Raw genomic sequence first — 15,794 nt, 5'->3', positions numbered from 1 at the left:
GGTTACCTTCTATGTAACAAAAACCTGCAATATCTTTATCGTTGACGGGAAATATAACTTGAATTCCTCATTTAACATATCGATAATTTCTTGACCGTTATAGTAAGTATCAGGAAATGTACGTTGATGAAGTTCGATAAAGCTGGCGAAATACTCAGGAGTAATTTCATAAACCGAATGATTTAGCTGAAATGGTAATTCTGGTTTGTAACGTTTCAAAATTATATGCTCGTTCGTTTTATGAGCGCCTAAACTAATCATAAATTTAGTTCCATTAATATTCTCTTGATTGTAAAACCCATGAAACTCTCTTATTTCACCATTTAATTTGTTTACCCCTGCATCCCATAATTGACCAGCTATTAGCGAGTAATCCTCATGGCCATCTACGACATATGGACCCCATATTTCGGCCGTCTTTGTCGTGAAATCAGCATTAAACCCTAGCAGACCAATTAACTTATCCTGATCGTAAGCTAGCGAAAATAACTTGTCCAAGTTGTCCTGACCCGCAAATTCATGTTCAATTGAATCTTTTATTTCATGCTCTTTATCTCCTATATAACCAATATGGTGTTGATTCTGGGAATTGTATTTCGAAATAAAAGATACAATATCATTAATGCATATATTTTTGTTGGAAATATACATTGTCAATCCTCCTGAATTACCTACCACCTTCTACGAACGACTCCAGGGGTAGGACCCTTAACAGCTGCCATGCTAATCGCTGAAATTGGGGATATAAAAAGGTTCCCATCCGTGAAACAGCTAACAGCTTTTGCCGGGCTAGACTCAGCTGTTCACAATCAGGAACCTTCAAATCTAAAAAAATCGAATAACTAAACGGGGATCTTCGTACCTCCGAACAGCTCTTTACCAGGCTACCGTGTGTGCGATTTCAAAGCAAATTTATAGTCCAAGAAATTCGACTCTCTTTCAATTTTATCAGCAAAAACGCAATGAAGGCAAACCGGCAAAAGTCGAAATATTGCTACTTCTCATAAGCTTCTACGCATTGTTTTTGGAATGTGGACGTCTGGTCAAGCTTTTAAATCTGCTTAAGTTCACAATTGAAAATTAACTTCTAAAAAAATCTCCCCTACTGGGTAGGTTTAAATATAATATTAATGTTAGAGTTGACTTTGATTAGCTGGTTTATGTGGAGTCCCGGACTTCATTGAATCACAAGAGGTTATTGTCCGGCTTTATTATTGAAGAATGATATGCTAGAAAATCCTTTTTGATTTTTTTATTGATTCAAAATATATAACAAATTCTTTATCAATACCTTCTCCATTTAGTTCTAGTATTGATCCTTGTCCAAATTTTCTATGTAGAAGAATAGTTCCCTCTGAAAGTGATTCGATATAATTGTCTAAGTGCGTTGTATCTTTATTAGAACTTAAAAACTCTTTATGATTCCTTAGTTCTTCTAAAAATTTTAAATCAAAATATCTGCTTTCGTAAAGTTCACCGTCATCCCCCTGAACTCGTGCTCCAATCCTGTTTGCTATTTCAACTAACAGTCCAATTACTCTTTCATCTGCTCTACTCAATGTAAGACGACCTGCGACAAAAGTAAAAGGAAGTAGTTTAACATATTCTTCAATAAAGTTAATTTCATCACTAGTAATCGGATTTTGAATACTTAAGGTCCAATGTTTAGCTTTCGTTATATGAATATCATAAGCCATAAAAAATTCACCTCTATTTCTTTTAAGAACATTCCGGGATTTCACCTAACGTAACATGTTCACGACGTCCCACCACCCTAAGGACCTTTAGGTCCGGCCGCGATGCGGTTGGGTGGTGCGGATGTGTCCCGGCTTCTACTTCCTCGACTTATCTTCCGGGACCAAGGCGGCTTGTCCGCCGAATCGTGAACACATTGTTATAGGATGTCAGCGACTTCTACGAAATACTTCCAAGTTTCTTCTATCATTTCTTATTAATAAATCTGACTATCTTCTACGATCTCGTTCCAACTGTTCACATAATGTCAACAAACTTTCTTCCACAGTTTGATCAGCTGTGTCGATGACAATATGATCTCGGTCCCATAAATCGTACTGTCGATTCCTGACCTGTTCCCACGTTGGTAGAACAAAGCCGGGAATATCTGCAGCACGCGTTTCGACTCGACGTCTATGTTCGCGATCGTCAGAACAGACCACTTCAATTTCAACATATGGAGTTTCAAGAGATTCCGCCACGTTACGCCAAGCCTGGCGCGTTATTTGGATGGGATTAACTGTATCTGCAATTACGTCTAAACCTAACTGGAGATTCTGCGAAGCAATTGCATAACATACGATGTAACCTTCAGGTCCTTCGATATTTTGGCCAGAATTCCTCATAGCCTGCTCAACGACATCGGCTCGGAGATACGTAGCCTTTAGTTCTCTAGCTAACGCTGATGATAACGTGGTTTTACCGGTGCCTGGTAACCCGCTAAATATATATAGCATTAAATCGACTCCTTTTAATAAAACGATAACCGCCCTTTATCTTAATCTATAAGGACTTACATTTGTTTTTCGTATTTACGCTGATTTCCTATAACGTTCCCGTATCCACGACGTCCCACCGACTTAAGGCTCCGTCATGAGCCGGCCGAGATGCGGTTAGTCGGTGCGGATGTGTCCGCTGAACCCGCTACCCTGCCGATTACTTCTCGCGGACCGAGGAGCCGTCAGGCTCCGAAGCGTGGATATGATGTTATAGGATGTCAGCGGCTCCTTCGAAAGAGCTCTCAAAATTAATCTATTCTCTCAAGTCAATTATCCAAGAAAATTGCTTTTCTATAGCTTTTGCAATACTTATTATCCTCTCTTCAATGCTATAAGTTAATTTATCTGGGATATCAATTTCTAATAGATTTACTTCGTTTATATTATCAAGTGTATCAAAAGCATAGTTTCCATTAGCGTCTGCCAATATAGCTGTTGCCCTAATGTGTTCTCCTTCAATTTCTTTTGAAAACCTCAGTGTACCAGCTTCTATAAAACCTAAGTGTGTAATCAAATAATGTCTAAGTTCAATAGTTCGGATTTTATTACTGTACTTGGCATCAGAGTAGATACTAATATAGTCATACATAATTCTTACCCCTCATGACTTCATACTGTTTGTTGTCATTATTTTATTTACTTTCATCGTCTTACATTTGTTTATGACCTGTTTGTTAAAACTTCAAAATATTCGTTCAAAATTCCACTGAAATCGTCCTCATCTGATATTTTGATATTTTCTCGATGTACTTCCAAAGAATCATCTCTTCTGTCATTATGTTAACTACTTCATATTCCATTTGACCTGATTCCCAAACAATTACTTGACCTAGACAATATTCTGATTCATGAATTACGCCTGTAGCCGGGTTTGGAACAAGACTTTCATCTTTATCATACTTTAAAAATTCTGTACTAATAAATTCTTCATTAAGCTTCACAACATTGCTTTCAGCCCATTGTTTGAATTTATGCCTTTTCATTTAATGGCCTCCTGCAATTGATAAATACAATGATTTCCGCTGATTTCCTATAACGTTCGGCATTCCTGACGTTCAAGCGGCTTAAGGACCGTAGGTCCGGGTGGCTCTGCCACTTAGTCGGTTGGATGTGTCGCCTGAATTCACTTCTACGAAACTTCCTCCTGGTGACCTAGGGAGCATAGCGACCGCTGTGGTAATGCTATGTTGGTATTCTCAGTTCATACCCGACTGGCTCGGGGATGAACTTTTTCTTTATACTGGAGAAAACACTGGGCTGAAAAACGCATGCTTTGTTGGGACATAGATCCCGTCACATAAAGTGTTTTATGCCCTCGCCTTTTGTTCATACCCCGATTCAGCTGGTTGGGCCTTTGAGCCCGTATCACCGTGCCAACCTGTGGAGATCAAAAGTGCTGGCCCCAGTGACATTAAGGAGGTTATATGAATACACCTGTTCTAAGTATCGATGTTGCTAAAGGTAAGAGTGTTGCCGCTGCCTTTCTTTCTTACCATGACTGTATGTACAATCCTTTTCCATTCTCTCATACCCATGACGACCTCAATCATCTCCTATCGATCTTGGAGGAGATGAAGCAAACCACAGGTCAGGAACCCAACGTTGTTTTAGAAGCTACTGGCAATTATTCTAAACCTCTCGTCTTCTCATGGCTATTCTGTCATTGTTCTGAATCCTTTACTTACTCATCAGCTGAAGCAAAAGGCGGTACGAAAGATAAAAACTGACCCTATCGATGCCATTCGCATTGCTCATGTTTTCTACCTGCAATCTCCTGAGCCTCAAGTCGAACTAAGCGATCCCGTCCAACAACTGCGTGTTATCTGTCGTCAATATCAGCATTGGACAGGCCTTTACGGTGAAGCACAACTTCATTTCCGTGCTGTCCTCGATCTTCTTTTCCCGGGATATGACAAGGCCTTTCACAAAGTCTGTAACCGTACTTCTCTTGAATTATTATCTCGTTATTCAACCCCCAAAGAACTCTTAGATAGATGCAGATCATGATGAGATCATTACAGTGCTTCTTTCCAACCGCAAAGGTCGAGCTTGGAATGAATCCAAAAGTTAGGCTCTTTAGAGAATTAATATACGGTGTTAAAAAATTATTATTTATTTTCTTCATAAATGATCCATTTAAATAATTCTTTGTAATTAGTAGTATTGGGAAAATTATTGTTTAAATAATTAATTTGATTCCAAAATTCCTCTTCATTAAATGTAACAAGATTATCAATCATTGAAAGTGCTAGATTATGATGAACGTTGGCTAATTGAAATATTTCTTTACCTGCTTGAACTACATTAACCATACTTTCTGGAAGCTCATCGCTCCCCCATGCTAAATGTCCAGATATTACTCTGATATCAATAAGCGCCTGATATAATAAGGTCTTATAAGCTTTTATTTTCACATCATCCATGAGATACTCCTTCAAAAAAATCGTTATATGTTTTCATGGTATTTCACCTAACGTTGCGCATTTCTGACGTCCGAACGGCTTAAGCACCGTAGGTCCGAGTGGCTCTGCCACTTAGCCGGTTGGATGTGTCGCCTGATTCCACTTCTCCGAAATACCTCTTAGCGACCGAGGAGCGAATGCGACGATGTAGGAATGTTTTGTTAGGTGATGTCCCCCTGCTTCTTGAAATACTATCAGATTCCTACTTTTTTAATACATCTCTTAATTGATTTGCATATTTCATTCGAATTTCGTATCCCTGACTTGAATTTGATTGATCTACTAATAATCCACTCATCGATCTATCTGTTCCTAGGGACAAATGATAATTCTTTGTTGTATTGTTAGAGTTGGTAATTGTCATTTTGTATTCTGCAACGTAATTTAAGATCCCTTCCATTTTTATTGCATTATTAATTGCTTCTTCAAATATCTTAATAGATTGTGCATCATCCAAATACTTACTCTCGCATAATTCATCATTAGTAGTTTTAGGGCAGTCAAGTCCTATAAAAGTAATCGAAACATTTGAATCTGTATTATTGTTACATCCTGTAATAAATACTAAGAGCAGTAAAATGGCTACTAAATGTCTTGTATTAATATTTTTCACCCTTTCCATTATTCTTTAAGGGGATTTCACCTAACGTTCGCGCATTCCTGACGTTCAAGCGGCTTAAGTGACCGAAGGGAACGGGTCGTTAGACTTAGCCGGTTGAATGTGTCGCCTGAATCCACTTCTCCGAACTCCCTCATGGCGACCAAGGAGCGTCAGCGACGCAGCAGAAATGTTTTGTTATCGGATGTCAACGTCATCTTCGAATTACGCTCAAAATTATTAATTTGTCTTTGCATATATATAAGTATCTGTTAGTTCTTTGCCATCTACGGAGGTATCCTCGAATTTTAGAGTTCCTTCTAATAAAAAACCTAATCTTTCTGGAATCGCCTTACTCTTATTGTTTAATGTGTCACATCGAATTTCTAATCTCCGAGCCTTTAATTCGTTAAAAGCATACTCGCAAATTCCTTGTACTGCTTCGGTCATGTATCCATTTCCACTATAACGCGCATCTATCCAATATCCAATTTCAAACTTAGGAATATCCCAATTGGGATTATGTAGACCTGAAGAGCCCATAAATTGATTGGTGTCTTTGTGGAAAATAAGAAGCCTCAGGTCCTCTCGCTTCAAAAATCTCAGGTGAGCTTCTCTCATATTCACTTCAGTGTTTTCTTCTGATTGCTCTTTCTGAGCAAATGGTAACCACTTCTTCAATTCATCAATAGAATTTATTATTGCTTCGTAAACTGCTTTCCCATCTCCTGGCATTGGCATTCTTATTAAGAGTCTATCAGTATTTATTTGACTCGGAAAATCTAATAATATTGGATTCAACAAATACACACTCCTTTAGTTATGCTAATATGATTTCTATCCTTCACGTTGATTTCCGATAACGTACCCGCATTTCTGACGTTCAAGCGGCTTAAGTGACCGTAGGGAACAGGTCGTCAGACTTAGCCGGTTGAATGTGTCGCCTGATTCCACTTCTCTGGTATACCTCTTGGTGACCAAGGAGCGTCAGCGACGACGCAGAAATGTAATGTTATCGGATGCCCTGACTTCATCGAGTATTGCGTAAATTATATTTATACTTATTCACGTTTTATCATTTTTTCTTCTTTTAAATCGTATGTAACGGGTTTGCCTCTTTCTTTAGGATTCCATCCATCTCTTATTGCTTGCTTTATCATTTTTTCTACATCCCTAGGTTTTACAACTTTTAAATTCATTTCATTTACTTCAGGAAATATTAACCAGTAATCATTAATATCTGATGTTATATATACTTGAATTCGCCTTCCCTTTCCGTATTCATGTTCAGCTACAAAAACTAAATATCCACTATCAGGAGATACTGCCCATCTAAATATCTCATTGTCTACAACAATTTCCCTTGAGTCTTTTTTATTAATTGTCATTGCCTTCACTAACCTCCCTTCATTTTTCCAATCTGTTTATAGCACTATTTCAGGGTTTCCGATAACGTTCGCGCATTACCGACGTCCAAACGGCTTAAGGACCATAGGTCCGGGTGGCTCTGCCACTTAGCCGGTTGGATGTGTCACCTGAATTAACTTCTTCGAAATTCCCTCCTGGTGACCAAGGGGACGTAGTGACCGCTGTGGTAATGCAATGTTATCGGATGCCATTGTCTTCATTGAATTTCACATCCAAACCTTAATATCATTTATTTTTAGGGATCAGAAAATCTGGTGTTACACTAATTCTATAATCAGGTGAACGGTAAGGAATATATCTATCAAGACTCTCTATCTTTTTGACTTTCCAATGCCCCTCAGATTCGACAAAATATAGTACTTCATTTATATCCTCACGATTTACATTGTCATAATTCACGCTCACAATTGTAGAAAGAAAAGGCATATTCTCATTCCTATTAAATGATATATCACTTATGGAAACTGATTTAACCCATTGTATACGATAATTAATGTTCTCTTTCAGTTCTTGTAATACAATATTTCTTGTAGCGATATCAATACTATTATCCTCAGTAAAGGCCAAGCTATTAAATGCATCTTGATACCGTTCTTTCATTAAATTCTGATAATACTCCGTTGTAGTGCTAGCAATTAATTCTTTGTCTTCTTCCGACAATTCAAATGTATCGTTGTTTGAGGTTGAACAAGCTACTAACATGTATATACACATCATTATCACTAGGATCTTAGTTGATTTCATCATGCTATTCGCTCCTTTCAACTCCGCTTCTTTCATTAGTTCTATATATTTGTTTAATTTGCAAGGGTTTCCGATAACGTTCGGGTATTCACGACGTCCTATCGACTAAGTGCGTGTCAGCGCACTTAGTCGATTGGATGTGTCCGGCTGATTCCGCTTCCTCGCTACTGAAGATCCATCCCCGAATATACTTCTAACTTCTGCCGGACCGAGGGGCGAATGCCCCGAAGCTTGAATATGGTGTTATCAGATGGATCAGCCTTCTTTGATATTACCCTCAAGATGTTTTGTACAGTTATGCAGTTCACATGTCCATTGATTATCTATTTTCTTTAAAATAGTTATTGATGTATTGCCAAAATCTTTTGTAGGAAAATCAGGAACTAAATTGATAAAGTTAAATTGAATTAAGGCACCATGAGAAACCACCAACACCTTTTCACCTTGGTGCTTCATCATTATTTCTTCTAAAAATTCTTCACCTCTCTTTTGGACTATCTCAATTGGCTCAAGTCCAAGATCTAATTCTATCCAACCTGTTCCCCACTTTTCTATTCGTTCCTCTTCAGTAGTACCTTCAATCAATCCTCCGGACCTTTCCCGAAGACGATCATCAAGGTGAATATCTACTCCGATAGCACTCCCTACAATAAGAGCAGTTTGCTTTGCTCTTGCTAAAGTACTTGAATAAATATGATTCCAATCTTCTGATCTTAATCTCGTTGCTAAAAGTTCTGCTTGATTAATCCCATCCTGATCCAGCGAAATATCAGAGTTACCCTGTGCTCGTCCTTCTTTATTCCAACTGGTGCTACCATGCCTTATCAGTGCTATAGTCGCCATATAGTGCTCCTTCAATGTTTAAAATAGATTTGCTGATCTTTCTGATAACGTTTTGCATTCACGACGCCTCACTGGATTAAGGCCGTTAGGCCGGGTGGCTCCGCCACTTAGCCAGTGCAGGTGTGTCTGCCTGAGTTCACATCTCCGAAATTCCTCGGGCAGACCAAGGATCGCTTGCGATCCGCAGCGCAAATGTGGTGTTATCGGATGTCAGCGACTTCTTCGAAATACTGAAAAATTATCTTGATCTATCTTAATACAATATTTCTTGTTTTTATAAAGTAATCTTTGTAGGGAATGATTTGATAATCCACGAAAACATGAAATCCTAAATTCAATAGTGCATAGATTCTTTGTTCACCAATAGGTATAGCTTTTGTTGCGATACTAGTTGCTTCAAAACAATCATAAAAATGCTCTTCTATCATCTGAAGAATCTCAGTGATAACCTCTTTGGTTTCATATTCTGAAGCAAGATCAATTCGTAATATCCCAATACTGCCGTAAACTTCAAAGGAGTCATTACGTGTAAAAAATTCTATTGTACCGACTGGTTTCGAAATTTTCTTATCTACGATACAAAAGCGTATATAATACTTCTTTTCGTATTCTTGTTGCCAAAACTGGATAAAATGTAACATTCGGTCAACTGTTTCAATTTGAAAACCACTTAAACAGTTATCACTATTAAACAATTGTTGTGCCTTTGGATCAGAGTAACATTCCAAAAGGTCTATTGCATCTTCATCACGAACTAATCGAAAAATAAAATTATCAGTTTCAAAAGTTGGACAGATTTGATATGGATCATTCACGTTATTCAGCCCCCTATGCAAACATATGTTCCTATACATTATAGCATACTCATCACAAATAGCTTGTTATCAAAATATTTTATTTTTTGTAGTTATTTTGACTAATTCCCAATAGGTAATTGATGAACAATATCTTCAAGGTTAATATTTTTCGCTGATTTCCGATAACGTTGCGCATTTCTGACGTTCAAACGGCTTAAGGACCGAAGGTCCGGGTGGCTCTGCCACTTAGCCGGTTGGATGTGTCGCCTGATTCTACTTCTCCGAAATACCTCTTGGTGACCAAGGAGCGTCAGCGACGAAGCAAAAATGCATTGTTATACGCTGCCCCTTCTTCTTCGACTCCACATCCATATATGTCTTGTGTGTTTTATGTATTTGATATGTCTTGATGTGTTTTATCCTTTGGCTCTATCAAATCCGTTTCCGCATAGGAAAGGTTCCCCTTCTCTATCCCTAGTATCTTTGTTCTCAACTGCTTCTTCGGAATCCATCCTTATTCTATTAATTCCTTTATGCTCTTTGTCTACCTTCTATTTCCCTTGATCTAATTGATCCTTTAACCATTATTCATCATTTTTTGTTACGTGTTTTCATGGTTTAACATTCTCAAAGGGGTTGCGTATAACGTTTCCGTGTTCACGACGTACCACCGACTTAAGGCGACGATGTCGCCGGGCGCGATGCGCTTAGTCGGTGCGGATGTGTCCAGCTGATTCCGCTTCCTTACTACTGCCAATTAATTCTTCGAACCTTCATCTAGCTCCTGCCGGATCGAGGGCCGAATGGCCCGAAGCGTGAAAATGTTGTTATGTGGAGTCTCCTACTTCTTTGAATTCACTGCAACTGATCTCAATCTATTTACATTTATTAGTCTCCATAAAATCCCACTTTTACAATTCGATCTTCTCTAAGTTGTTTGATTAATTTATCAATTTTTGTTTGATATTCATATTTAATATGTACTTTATATTGTTCTAAATCATCTGCAAGTCTCTTAACTTCTGTTTTATTAAACTTTGCAACCCCATAGTAGTCCCTTAACTTTCTTAATTGAATATAGCTATTCCAAATTCTATGCTCTTGAAATATTTCGGAATGGAAGGCATCATCAATGGGAAAGTGATAGATTCTTTGATTATTCATGTCTAATAAGTAACCATCAAGTGCCATATGCATTTCTCCGTTCTTTAAGGTTATAATTCAATTCAGGAGATTTCACATAACGTTGTTTTATTCACGACGCCCCACCACCTTAAGTCCCGAAGGGACGGCCGAGATGCGGTTAGGTGGTGCGGGTGTGTCCGGCTGATTAGGCTTCATTGCTACTGCCTATTGCCTCTTCGAATACTCTTCTAACTCCGGTCCGGATCGAGGGCCGAATGGCCCGAAGCGTGAATATGTTGTTATACGAAGGTCTCTCTACACTGAATTAACTTCATCTTGCTTTAATCTATTAATTGAATCAGCTATTCGTTTATATTCACTTATAGGAAAATCCGAACTCCATCTTTTTTTAAACTCTTCTATTCCTAAGGCTTTCATTGTAGTTAGTTCTCTATGTATTATTCTCAACAATCTGATTGTTTTTATCTCTTCTGTTATTAAGAGTGTCCCTTCTTCAATTAACTCCGTACTAAAATTATCATTCATTTCAAATAACTCAAACAAACTATGTGTATTCGAAATCTTTGAAATTTGGAATCGGTATTCACCTGGTTCTGTCTGCATAGTAATAATTACTTCATTTACTTCATTGTTCAAGATGGATACTTTTTGGGCTAGATCATAAATAGCATCTGTCAAAAATGAAACAGGGATTTCAATTTCATTCCCTTCTCTTGAAATAATCACTACATCTAACCATCCATGTGGTTCAAGTCTCATCGAGATTTCCATGATATTATCACCTGTTTTTTTATGACTTTAGAGACTTTCGTATAACGTTGTGCATTCCTGACGTTCAAGCAGCTTAAGTGACCAAAGGGAACGGGTCGTCAGACTTAGCTGGTTGAATGTATCGCATGAATATTCCCCCTGAAAATTCTTCTTGGTGATCAAGGGCGAATGCCCGCAGTAGGAATGCTGTGTTATACATAGTTGCCGACTTCTCTGAAATTGCCTTCAATATTTTATCCTCTTAATCTATAATAGTTTTCGCCGTATATATTGACCATTCCCAAAATTTATCTCCCTGACTGATAATAAATCGATCAAACCATAACTCAAAATTCATATTCAAAGGTCTCGCCTCATGAAAATGGTCTATGTGTCCTTTAACCATCAAGTAATTATTAAGGCCATGGCTATATGCCTTCAGATCAATTATTATATCTGATTGGTAGATGTAGGCGATCTTCAAGAACCCTTCATTTGGTTCCTCATACGTTACCTCATTAATATCCTGCCATTTATGTAAATACGATTCTCCGCCGTATTGCGGATGATCAAATAATGAGCAGCCATTGGTTGTCTTCAAAAAGTTAATATAATCATTTGGGAGTTTATATCCTAACTTCTTTTGGAATTCCACTAAATCACTTTCATTTGCTGGCTCATTAAACTGACAAGTAACTTGAGTTAAGTAACCCTCTCGAAGTTGTAGTTCTAATAATTTATTATTTTCTAACCTCTTCTTTAGTGAGTCTATTGTTTTATTTATTAATTCTCCTTGAATCAATCTTCATCAATCCTTTCGGCAATTTTGTATAACGTTTCCGCATTACCGACGTCCAAACGGCTTAAAGACCGTAGGTCTGGGTGGTCCTGCCACTTAGCCGGTTGGATGTGTCACCTGAATTAACTTCAATGAATCTTCCTCTTGGTGACCAAGAGAGCATAGCGACCACTGTGGTAATGCAATGTTAGGTGATGTACCATGGCATCTTTGATTTACTTATACATTTTTTTAAGTAGTTAGGCTCTTTAGAGAATTAATATACGGTGTTAAAAAATTATTATTTATTTTCTTCATAAATGATCCATTCAAATAATTCTTTGTAATTAGTAGTATTGGGAAAATTATTGTTTAAATAATTAATTTGATTCCAAAATTCCTCTTCATTAAACGTAACAAGATTATCAATCATTGAAAGTGCTAGATTATGATGAACGTTGGCTAATTGAAATATTTCTTTACCTGCTTGAACTACATTAACCATACTTTCTGGAAGCTCATCGCTCCCCCATGCTAAATGTCCAGATATTACTCTGATATCAATAAGCGCCTGATATAATAAGGTCTTATAAGCTTTTATTTTCACATCATCCATGAGATACTCCTTCAAAAAGATCGTTATATGTTTTCATGGTATTTCACCTAACGTTTGGCATTCCTGACGTTCAAGCAGCTTAAGTGACCAAAGGGAACGGGTCGTCAGACTTAGCTGGTTGAATGTATCGCCTGAATAATCTCCTCAGAAATCCTTCTAGGCGATCAAGGGCGAATGCCCGCAGTAGGAATGCGGTGTTACCTGATGTATCTGACTTCTCTGAATTTACTTTCAAATTCCTTATATCATTTAATTTTATTTGGTGTATTTCATGTCTTTGATGTTCTTGATGTTCTTAACGTATTTAATCTCACTTAGTTTTTTTTGATTTTCTTTATGTATTTCTATCTCTTCTTCGAAATGCCTCTATGCTGATTTCAAACCTGTTTTTTAGATCTTTCGCTTTTATTTCTTATGCCTTTACCTTTTATTCATTATTTCTTCCTGATTATCACTATCATCGATTCTTTAATGCCCTTTATATGTCCCTATCCAGATATTTCAGCTAACGTAACGTGTTCACGACGTCCCACCACCCTAAGGACCTTTAGGTCCGGCCGCGATGCGGTTGGGTGGTGCGGATGTGTCCCGGCTTCTACTTCCTCGACTTATCTTCCGGGACCGAGGCGGCTTGTCCGCCGAAGCGTGAACACATTGTTATAGGATGTCAGCGACTTCTACGAAATACTTCCAAGTTTCTTCTATCATTTCTTATTAATAAATCTGACTATCTTCTACGATCTCGTTCCAACTGTTTACATAATGTCAACAAACTTTCTTCCACAGTTTGATCAGCTGTGTCGATGACAATATGATCTCGGTCCCATAAATCGTACTGTCGATTCCTGACCTGTTCCCACGTTGGTAGAACAAAGCCGGGAATATCTGCAGCACGCGTTTCGACTCGACGTCTATGTTCACGATCGTCAGAACAGACCACTTCAATTTCAACATATGGAGTTTCAAGAGATTCCGCCACGTTACGCCAAGCCTGGCGCGTTATTTGGATGGGATTAACTGTATCTGCAATTACGTCTAGACCTAACTGGAGATTCTGCGAAGCAATTGCATAACATACGATGTAACCTTCAGGTCCTTCGATATTTTGGCCAGAATTCCTCATAGCCTGCTCAACGACATCGGCTCGGAGATACGTAGCCTTTAGTTCTCTAGCTAACGCTGATGATAACGTGGTTTTACCGGTGCCTGGTAACCCGCTAAATATATATAGCATTAAATCGACTCCTTTTAATAAAACGATAACCGCCCTTTATCTTAATCTATAAGGACTTACATTTGTTTTTCGTATTTACGCTGATTTCCTATAACGTTTGGCATTCCTGACGTTCAAGCAGCTTAAGTGACCAAAGGGAATGGGTCGTCAGACTTAGTTGCTTGGATGTGTCGCCTGAATTGACTTCTCAGAAACCCCTCTTGGCGACCAAGGAGCGTCAGCGACGAAGCAGAAATGTAATGTTATAGGATGTCAGCACCTGCTTCGAATTACTTTCATAGAGAACTTTATAAATTGAATTTTTCTTTGATCTGCTTTGCAACTTCTTCTGCACTTAAATTTGTGTTATTTATCCTCAAGTAGTTTTCTCTTATAATTTCCCCTTGGTAAGAATTCAGCCTGTGTTTCTCCATGGTGTTCATTAAGTCTTTTTCAGATTGTTCAATATTTCTTTTTGTAGGCTTTTGATCAAGTCTAAAAGGAGTTGAATTTCGTTTTAATCTTTCTTCAATATCCCCTTCTAATTCAACAAAATATATCTCTGCGTCTTTTGATTCAAAAATATCACAGGTTTGTCTTACAAAATCCCAATCTCCCTGAAGATCAAATCCCCATACATAGGTGAAAATAAGACCATATTGATTGCTATTAGAAAATGATTCAAACAACTCTCTTCGTAAGAGATTAGCTAACCTCCATGTTTCACTTCCGAAACCAAAATAAGGATGAAATAACTCAATCGACATGTGATTATGAAACAATTTCAAATCAGTAATCTTCGTTAGTTCATGGCCAACTGTCATCTTTCCAACGGCCTGGGGCCCAAATATTAAAATGAATTTGATTGTAATCACTCCTGCATTTTATAGTTTTGCGCTGATTTCATATAACGTTGCACATTCCTGACGTTCAAGCGGCTTAAGGTGCATAGCACCGGGTCGACAGACTTAGCCGGTTGAATGTGTCGCCTGATTCCACTTCTCTGAAATCCCTCTTGGCGACCAAGGAGCGTCAGCGACGATGTAGGAATGTTATGTTATAAGATGTCCCCGACTTCGAAGAAATTACCAATTAATCACTTGTATATGAATCCTTAATATAATAATTAATTCTGTTCCACTCTCTAGGCACTGAAAGCCAAATTCCAGGAACTAAACATTCTAAATAGTCTTCATCACTTTTGAATTCATGTTGTATATAATTTAAAACTCTTTTGTTTACTTGTGGAATTTCAGAGTTGATGTTACCTAATTTTAGTTCCTCTAAATCTTTCTTTGAAACTTCAAACATTTGAATATGCGCTTCAAAGAAGATTCCCTCATAAAACCTACTTCTAGGTCCTCCAAATCCATGAGGACAACCTAATCTTGATTTGGTTTGTTCGGTACAATGACACCACCATGTTACACCTTCGACGAGTATATTAATTTCTGAAAGACTTTGAATTAAGTCTTCAATATGTTCATTTAGTGTTATTAGATCAATATATCCAGTACCTACTGGTTGGACTTTATACTTCTTTAAAATATCTTCAATCTGTATTTGTTTTTCCTTACCTTGATGAGTAAGTAGTTCTAAATACTTCAAGAATTACACCTCCTAAATCACTTTAAGATGTATTGAATTGTGTTATTTCGGGGATTTCTTATAACGTTTGGCATTCCTGACGTTCAAGCAGCTTAAGTGACCGAAGGGAACGGGTCGTCAGACTTAGCTGGTTGAATGTGTCGCCTGAATAATCTCCTAGAAAATCCTTCTTAGCGATCAAGGGCGAATGCCCGCAGTAGGAATGTGGTGTTACCTGATGTATCTGACTTCTCTGAATCTACTTTCAAATTCCTTGTATCATTTAATTTTATTTGATGTCTTTCATATCTATCATGTC

24 protein-coding genes are annotated in these 15,794 nt (G+C 37.9%); 4 read left to right on the top strand and 20 right to left on the bottom strand.

The window, feature by feature from the left end; all coding sequences use genetic code 11:
* Positions 1 to 9 precede the first annotated feature (9 nt).
* Entirely contained in the window at positions 10 to 651 is a 642-nt protein-coding gene (locus AC1D69_RS08500) for a hypothetical protein (RefSeq protein ID WP_495455722.1), read from the bottom strand.
* Positions 652 to 666: 15 nt separating this feature from the next.
* Between AC1D69_RS08500 and AC1D69_RS08495 the strand changes: the two genes are divergently transcribed.
* Positions 667 to 846, top strand: a complete 180-nt coding sequence (locus tag AC1D69_RS08495; protein WP_495456050.1) for an IS110 family transposase — start codon at positions 667 to 669, stop codon at positions 844 to 846.
* The gene (locus AC1D69_RS08490; RefSeq protein WP_495456049.1) at positions 839 to 1,084 is read left to right on the top strand and encodes a hypothetical protein; all 246 of its coding nucleotides are present in this window, start codon (positions 839 to 841) and stop codon (positions 1,082 to 1,084) included. Before AC1D69_RS08495 ends, AC1D69_RS08490 begins: the two co-directional genes overlap by 8 nt.
* Positions 1,085 to 1,229: 145 nt before the next feature.
* Here AC1D69_RS08490 and AC1D69_RS08485 read toward each other — a convergent pair whose 3' ends face one another.
* The 4 genes from AC1D69_RS08485 to AC1D69_RS08470 all read right to left on the bottom strand — a co-directional run bounded on the left by AC1D69_RS08485 (position 1,230) and on the right by AC1D69_RS08470 (position 3,496).
* Positions 1,230 to 1,697, bottom strand: coding sequence for a hypothetical protein (locus tag AC1D69_RS08485; RefSeq protein WP_495455721.1), 468 nt, complete (start codon positions 1,695 to 1,697; stop codon positions 1,230 to 1,232).
* A 267-nt stretch (positions 1,698 to 1,964) separates the two neighbouring features.
* Complete coding sequence (locus AC1D69_RS08480; protein WP_495455720.1) at positions 1,965 to 2,471, bottom strand: P-loop nucleotide/nucleoside kinase family protein; 507 nt, start codon at positions 2,469 to 2,471, stop codon at positions 1,965 to 1,967.
* A 295-nt stretch (positions 2,472 to 2,766) separates the two neighbouring features.
* Entirely contained in the window at positions 2,767 to 3,102 is a 336-nt protein-coding gene (locus AC1D69_RS08475) for a hypothetical protein (RefSeq protein ID WP_495455719.1), read from the bottom strand.
* A 106-nt stretch (positions 3,103 to 3,208) separates the two neighbouring features.
* Positions 3,209 to 3,496, bottom strand: coding sequence for an immunity protein TriTu family protein (locus AC1D69_RS08470; RefSeq protein ID WP_495455718.1), 288 nt, complete (start codon positions 3,494 to 3,496; stop codon positions 3,209 to 3,211).
* Between the two features lie 441 nt (positions 3,497 to 3,937).
* Between AC1D69_RS08470 and AC1D69_RS08465 the strand changes: the two genes are divergently transcribed.
* Positions 3,938 to 4,240: a hypothetical protein gene (locus AC1D69_RS08465; protein WP_495455717.1), complete on the top strand. Its 303-nt coding sequence runs from the start codon at positions 3,938 to 3,940 to the stop codon at positions 4,238 to 4,240.
* The gene (locus AC1D69_RS08460; RefSeq protein WP_495456048.1) at positions 4,131 to 4,520 is read left to right on the top strand and encodes an IS110 family transposase; all 390 of its coding nucleotides are present in this window, start codon (positions 4,131 to 4,133) and stop codon (positions 4,518 to 4,520) included. The genes AC1D69_RS08465 and AC1D69_RS08460 overlap by 110 nt, the downstream gene beginning before the upstream one ends.
* Positions 4,521 to 4,621: 101 nt before the next feature.
* Here the strand turns inward: AC1D69_RS08460 and AC1D69_RS08455 are convergent, their stop codons facing one another.
* The 15 genes from AC1D69_RS08455 to AC1D69_RS08385 all read right to left on the bottom strand — a co-directional run bounded on the left by AC1D69_RS08455 (position 4,622) and on the right by AC1D69_RS08385 (position 15,496).
* Positions 4,622 to 4,936, bottom strand: coding sequence for a hypothetical protein (locus AC1D69_RS08455; protein WP_495455716.1), 315 nt, complete (start codon positions 4,934 to 4,936; stop codon positions 4,622 to 4,624).
* 241 nt (positions 4,937 to 5,177) lie between these two features.
* On the bottom strand, positions 5,178 to 5,597 hold the full coding sequence (locus AC1D69_RS08450; RefSeq protein ID WP_495455715.1) for a YhfM domain-containing protein: 420 nt from the start codon (positions 5,595 to 5,597) through the stop codon (positions 5,178 to 5,180).
* A gap of 216 nt (positions 5,598 to 5,813) precedes the next feature.
* The gene (locus AC1D69_RS08445) at positions 5,814 to 6,374 is read right to left on the bottom strand and encodes a GNAT family N-acetyltransferase (protein WP_495455714.1); all 561 of its coding nucleotides are present in this window, start codon (positions 6,372 to 6,374) and stop codon (positions 5,814 to 5,816) included.
* A gap of 260 nt (positions 6,375 to 6,634) precedes the next feature.
* The gene (locus AC1D69_RS08440) at positions 6,635 to 6,961 is read right to left on the bottom strand and encodes a hypothetical protein (RefSeq protein WP_495455713.1); all 327 of its coding nucleotides are present in this window, start codon (positions 6,959 to 6,961) and stop codon (positions 6,635 to 6,637) included.
* A 265-nt stretch (positions 6,962 to 7,226) separates the two neighbouring features.
* A complete protein-coding gene (locus AC1D69_RS08435; protein WP_495455712.1) occupies positions 7,227 to 7,748 on the bottom strand; it encodes a hypothetical protein in 522 nt (173 codons plus the stop codon).
* 252 nt (positions 7,749 to 8,000) lie between these two features.
* Entirely contained in the window at positions 8,001 to 8,588 is a 588-nt protein-coding gene (locus AC1D69_RS08430) for a histidine phosphatase family protein (RefSeq protein ID WP_495455711.1), read from the bottom strand.
* Between the two features lie 248 nt (positions 8,589 to 8,836).
* Positions 8,837 to 9,403: a GNAT family N-acetyltransferase gene (locus AC1D69_RS08425; RefSeq protein ID WP_495455710.1), complete on the bottom strand. Its 567-nt coding sequence runs from the start codon at positions 9,401 to 9,403 to the stop codon at positions 8,837 to 8,839.
* Positions 9,404 to 10,273: 870 nt separating this feature from the next.
* Positions 10,274 to 10,576, bottom strand: a complete 303-nt coding sequence (locus AC1D69_RS08420) for a hypothetical protein (RefSeq protein WP_495455709.1) — start codon at positions 10,574 to 10,576, stop codon at positions 10,274 to 10,276.
* 249 nt (positions 10,577 to 10,825) lie between these two features.
* Complete coding sequence (locus AC1D69_RS08415) at positions 10,826 to 11,302, bottom strand: hypothetical protein (protein WP_495455708.1); 477 nt, start codon at positions 11,300 to 11,302, stop codon at positions 10,826 to 10,828.
* A 73-nt stretch (positions 11,303 to 11,375) separates the two neighbouring features.
* Complete coding sequence (locus AC1D69_RS08410; protein ID WP_495455707.1) at positions 11,376 to 11,531, bottom strand: hypothetical protein; 156 nt, start codon at positions 11,529 to 11,531, stop codon at positions 11,376 to 11,378.
* Positions 11,532 to 11,543: 12 nt separating this feature from the next.
* Positions 11,544 to 12,083 (bottom strand): SMI1/KNR4 family protein, encoded by a 540-nt coding sequence (locus AC1D69_RS08405; protein ID WP_495455706.1) that lies wholly within the window; start codon positions 12,081 to 12,083, stop codon positions 11,544 to 11,546.
* 277 nt (positions 12,084 to 12,360) lie between these two features.
* Positions 12,361 to 12,675 (bottom strand): hypothetical protein, encoded by a 315-nt coding sequence (locus AC1D69_RS08400; RefSeq protein ID WP_495455705.1) that lies wholly within the window; start codon positions 12,673 to 12,675, stop codon positions 12,361 to 12,363.
* A gap of 727 nt (positions 12,676 to 13,402) precedes the next feature.
* Positions 13,403 to 13,909, bottom strand: coding sequence for a P-loop nucleotide/nucleoside kinase family protein (locus AC1D69_RS08395; protein ID WP_495455704.1), 507 nt, complete (start codon positions 13,907 to 13,909; stop codon positions 13,403 to 13,405).
* Positions 13,910 to 14,196: 287 nt separating this feature from the next.
* Entirely contained in the window at positions 14,197 to 14,754 is a 558-nt protein-coding gene (locus AC1D69_RS08390) for a DEAD/DEAH box helicase family protein (protein WP_495456047.1), read from the bottom strand.
* Positions 14,755 to 14,980: 226 nt separating this feature from the next.
* Entirely contained in the window at positions 14,981 to 15,496 is a 516-nt protein-coding gene (locus AC1D69_RS08385; protein ID WP_495455703.1) for a hypothetical protein, read from the bottom strand.
* Positions 15,497 to 15,794 lie beyond the last annotated feature (298 nt).

It is taken from the genome of Paenibacillus sp. Y301 (assembly GCF_059445505.1).
This window is presented reverse-complemented; position numbering and strand designations above follow the sequence as displayed.

Bases quoted from the DNA above. Each gene is read 5' to 3' on its own strand.
- AC1D69_RS08500 (WP_495455722.1), bottom strand. From the start codon at position 651: ATGTATATTTCCAACAAAAATATATGCATTAATGATATTGTATCTTTT.
- AC1D69_RS08485 (WP_495455721.1), bottom strand. From the start codon at position 1,697: ATGGCTTATGATATTCATATAACGAAAGCTAAACATTGGACCTTAAGT.
- AC1D69_RS08480 (WP_495455720.1), bottom strand. From the start codon at position 2,471: ATGCTATATATATTTAGCGGGTTACCAGGCACCGGTAAAACCACGTTA.
- AC1D69_RS08475 (WP_495455719.1), bottom strand. From the start codon at position 3,102: ATGTATGACTATATTAGTATCTACTCTGATGCCAAGTACAGTAATAAA.
- AC1D69_RS08470 (WP_495455718.1), bottom strand. From the start codon at position 3,496: ATGAAAAGGCATAAATTCAAACAATGGGCTGAAAGCAATGTTGTGAAG.
- AC1D69_RS08465 (WP_495455717.1), top strand. From the start codon at position 3,938: ATGAATACACCTGTTCTAAGTATCGATGTTGCTAAAGGTAAGAGTGTT.
- AC1D69_RS08455 (WP_495455716.1), bottom strand. From the start codon at position 4,936: ATGGATGATGTGAAAATAAAAGCTTATAAGACCTTATTATATCAGGCG.
- AC1D69_RS08450 (WP_495455715.1), bottom strand. From the start codon at position 5,597: ATGGAAAGGGTGAAAAATATTAATACAAGACATTTAGTAGCCATTTTA.
- AC1D69_RS08440 (WP_495455713.1), bottom strand. From the start codon at position 6,961: ATGACAATTAATAAAAAAGACTCAAGGGAAATTGTTGTAGACAATGAG.
- AC1D69_RS08435 (WP_495455712.1), bottom strand. From the start codon at position 7,748: ATGATGAAATCAACTAAGATCCTAGTGATAATGATGTGTATATACATG.
- AC1D69_RS08430 (WP_495455711.1), bottom strand. From the start codon at position 8,588: ATGGCGACTATAGCACTGATAAGGCATGGTAGCACCAGTTGGAATAAA.
- AC1D69_RS08420 (WP_495455709.1), bottom strand. From the start codon at position 10,576: ATGGCACTTGATGGTTACTTATTAGACATGAATAATCAAAGAATCTAT.
- AC1D69_RS08415 (WP_495455708.1), bottom strand. From the start codon at position 11,302: ATGGAAATCTCGATGAGACTTGAACCACATGGATGGTTAGATGTAGTG.
- AC1D69_RS08400 (WP_495455705.1), bottom strand. From the start codon at position 12,675: ATGGATGATGTGAAAATAAAAGCTTATAAGACCTTATTATATCAGGCG.
- AC1D69_RS08395 (WP_495455704.1), bottom strand. From the start codon at position 13,909: ATGCTATATATATTTAGCGGGTTACCAGGCACCGGTAAAACCACGTTA.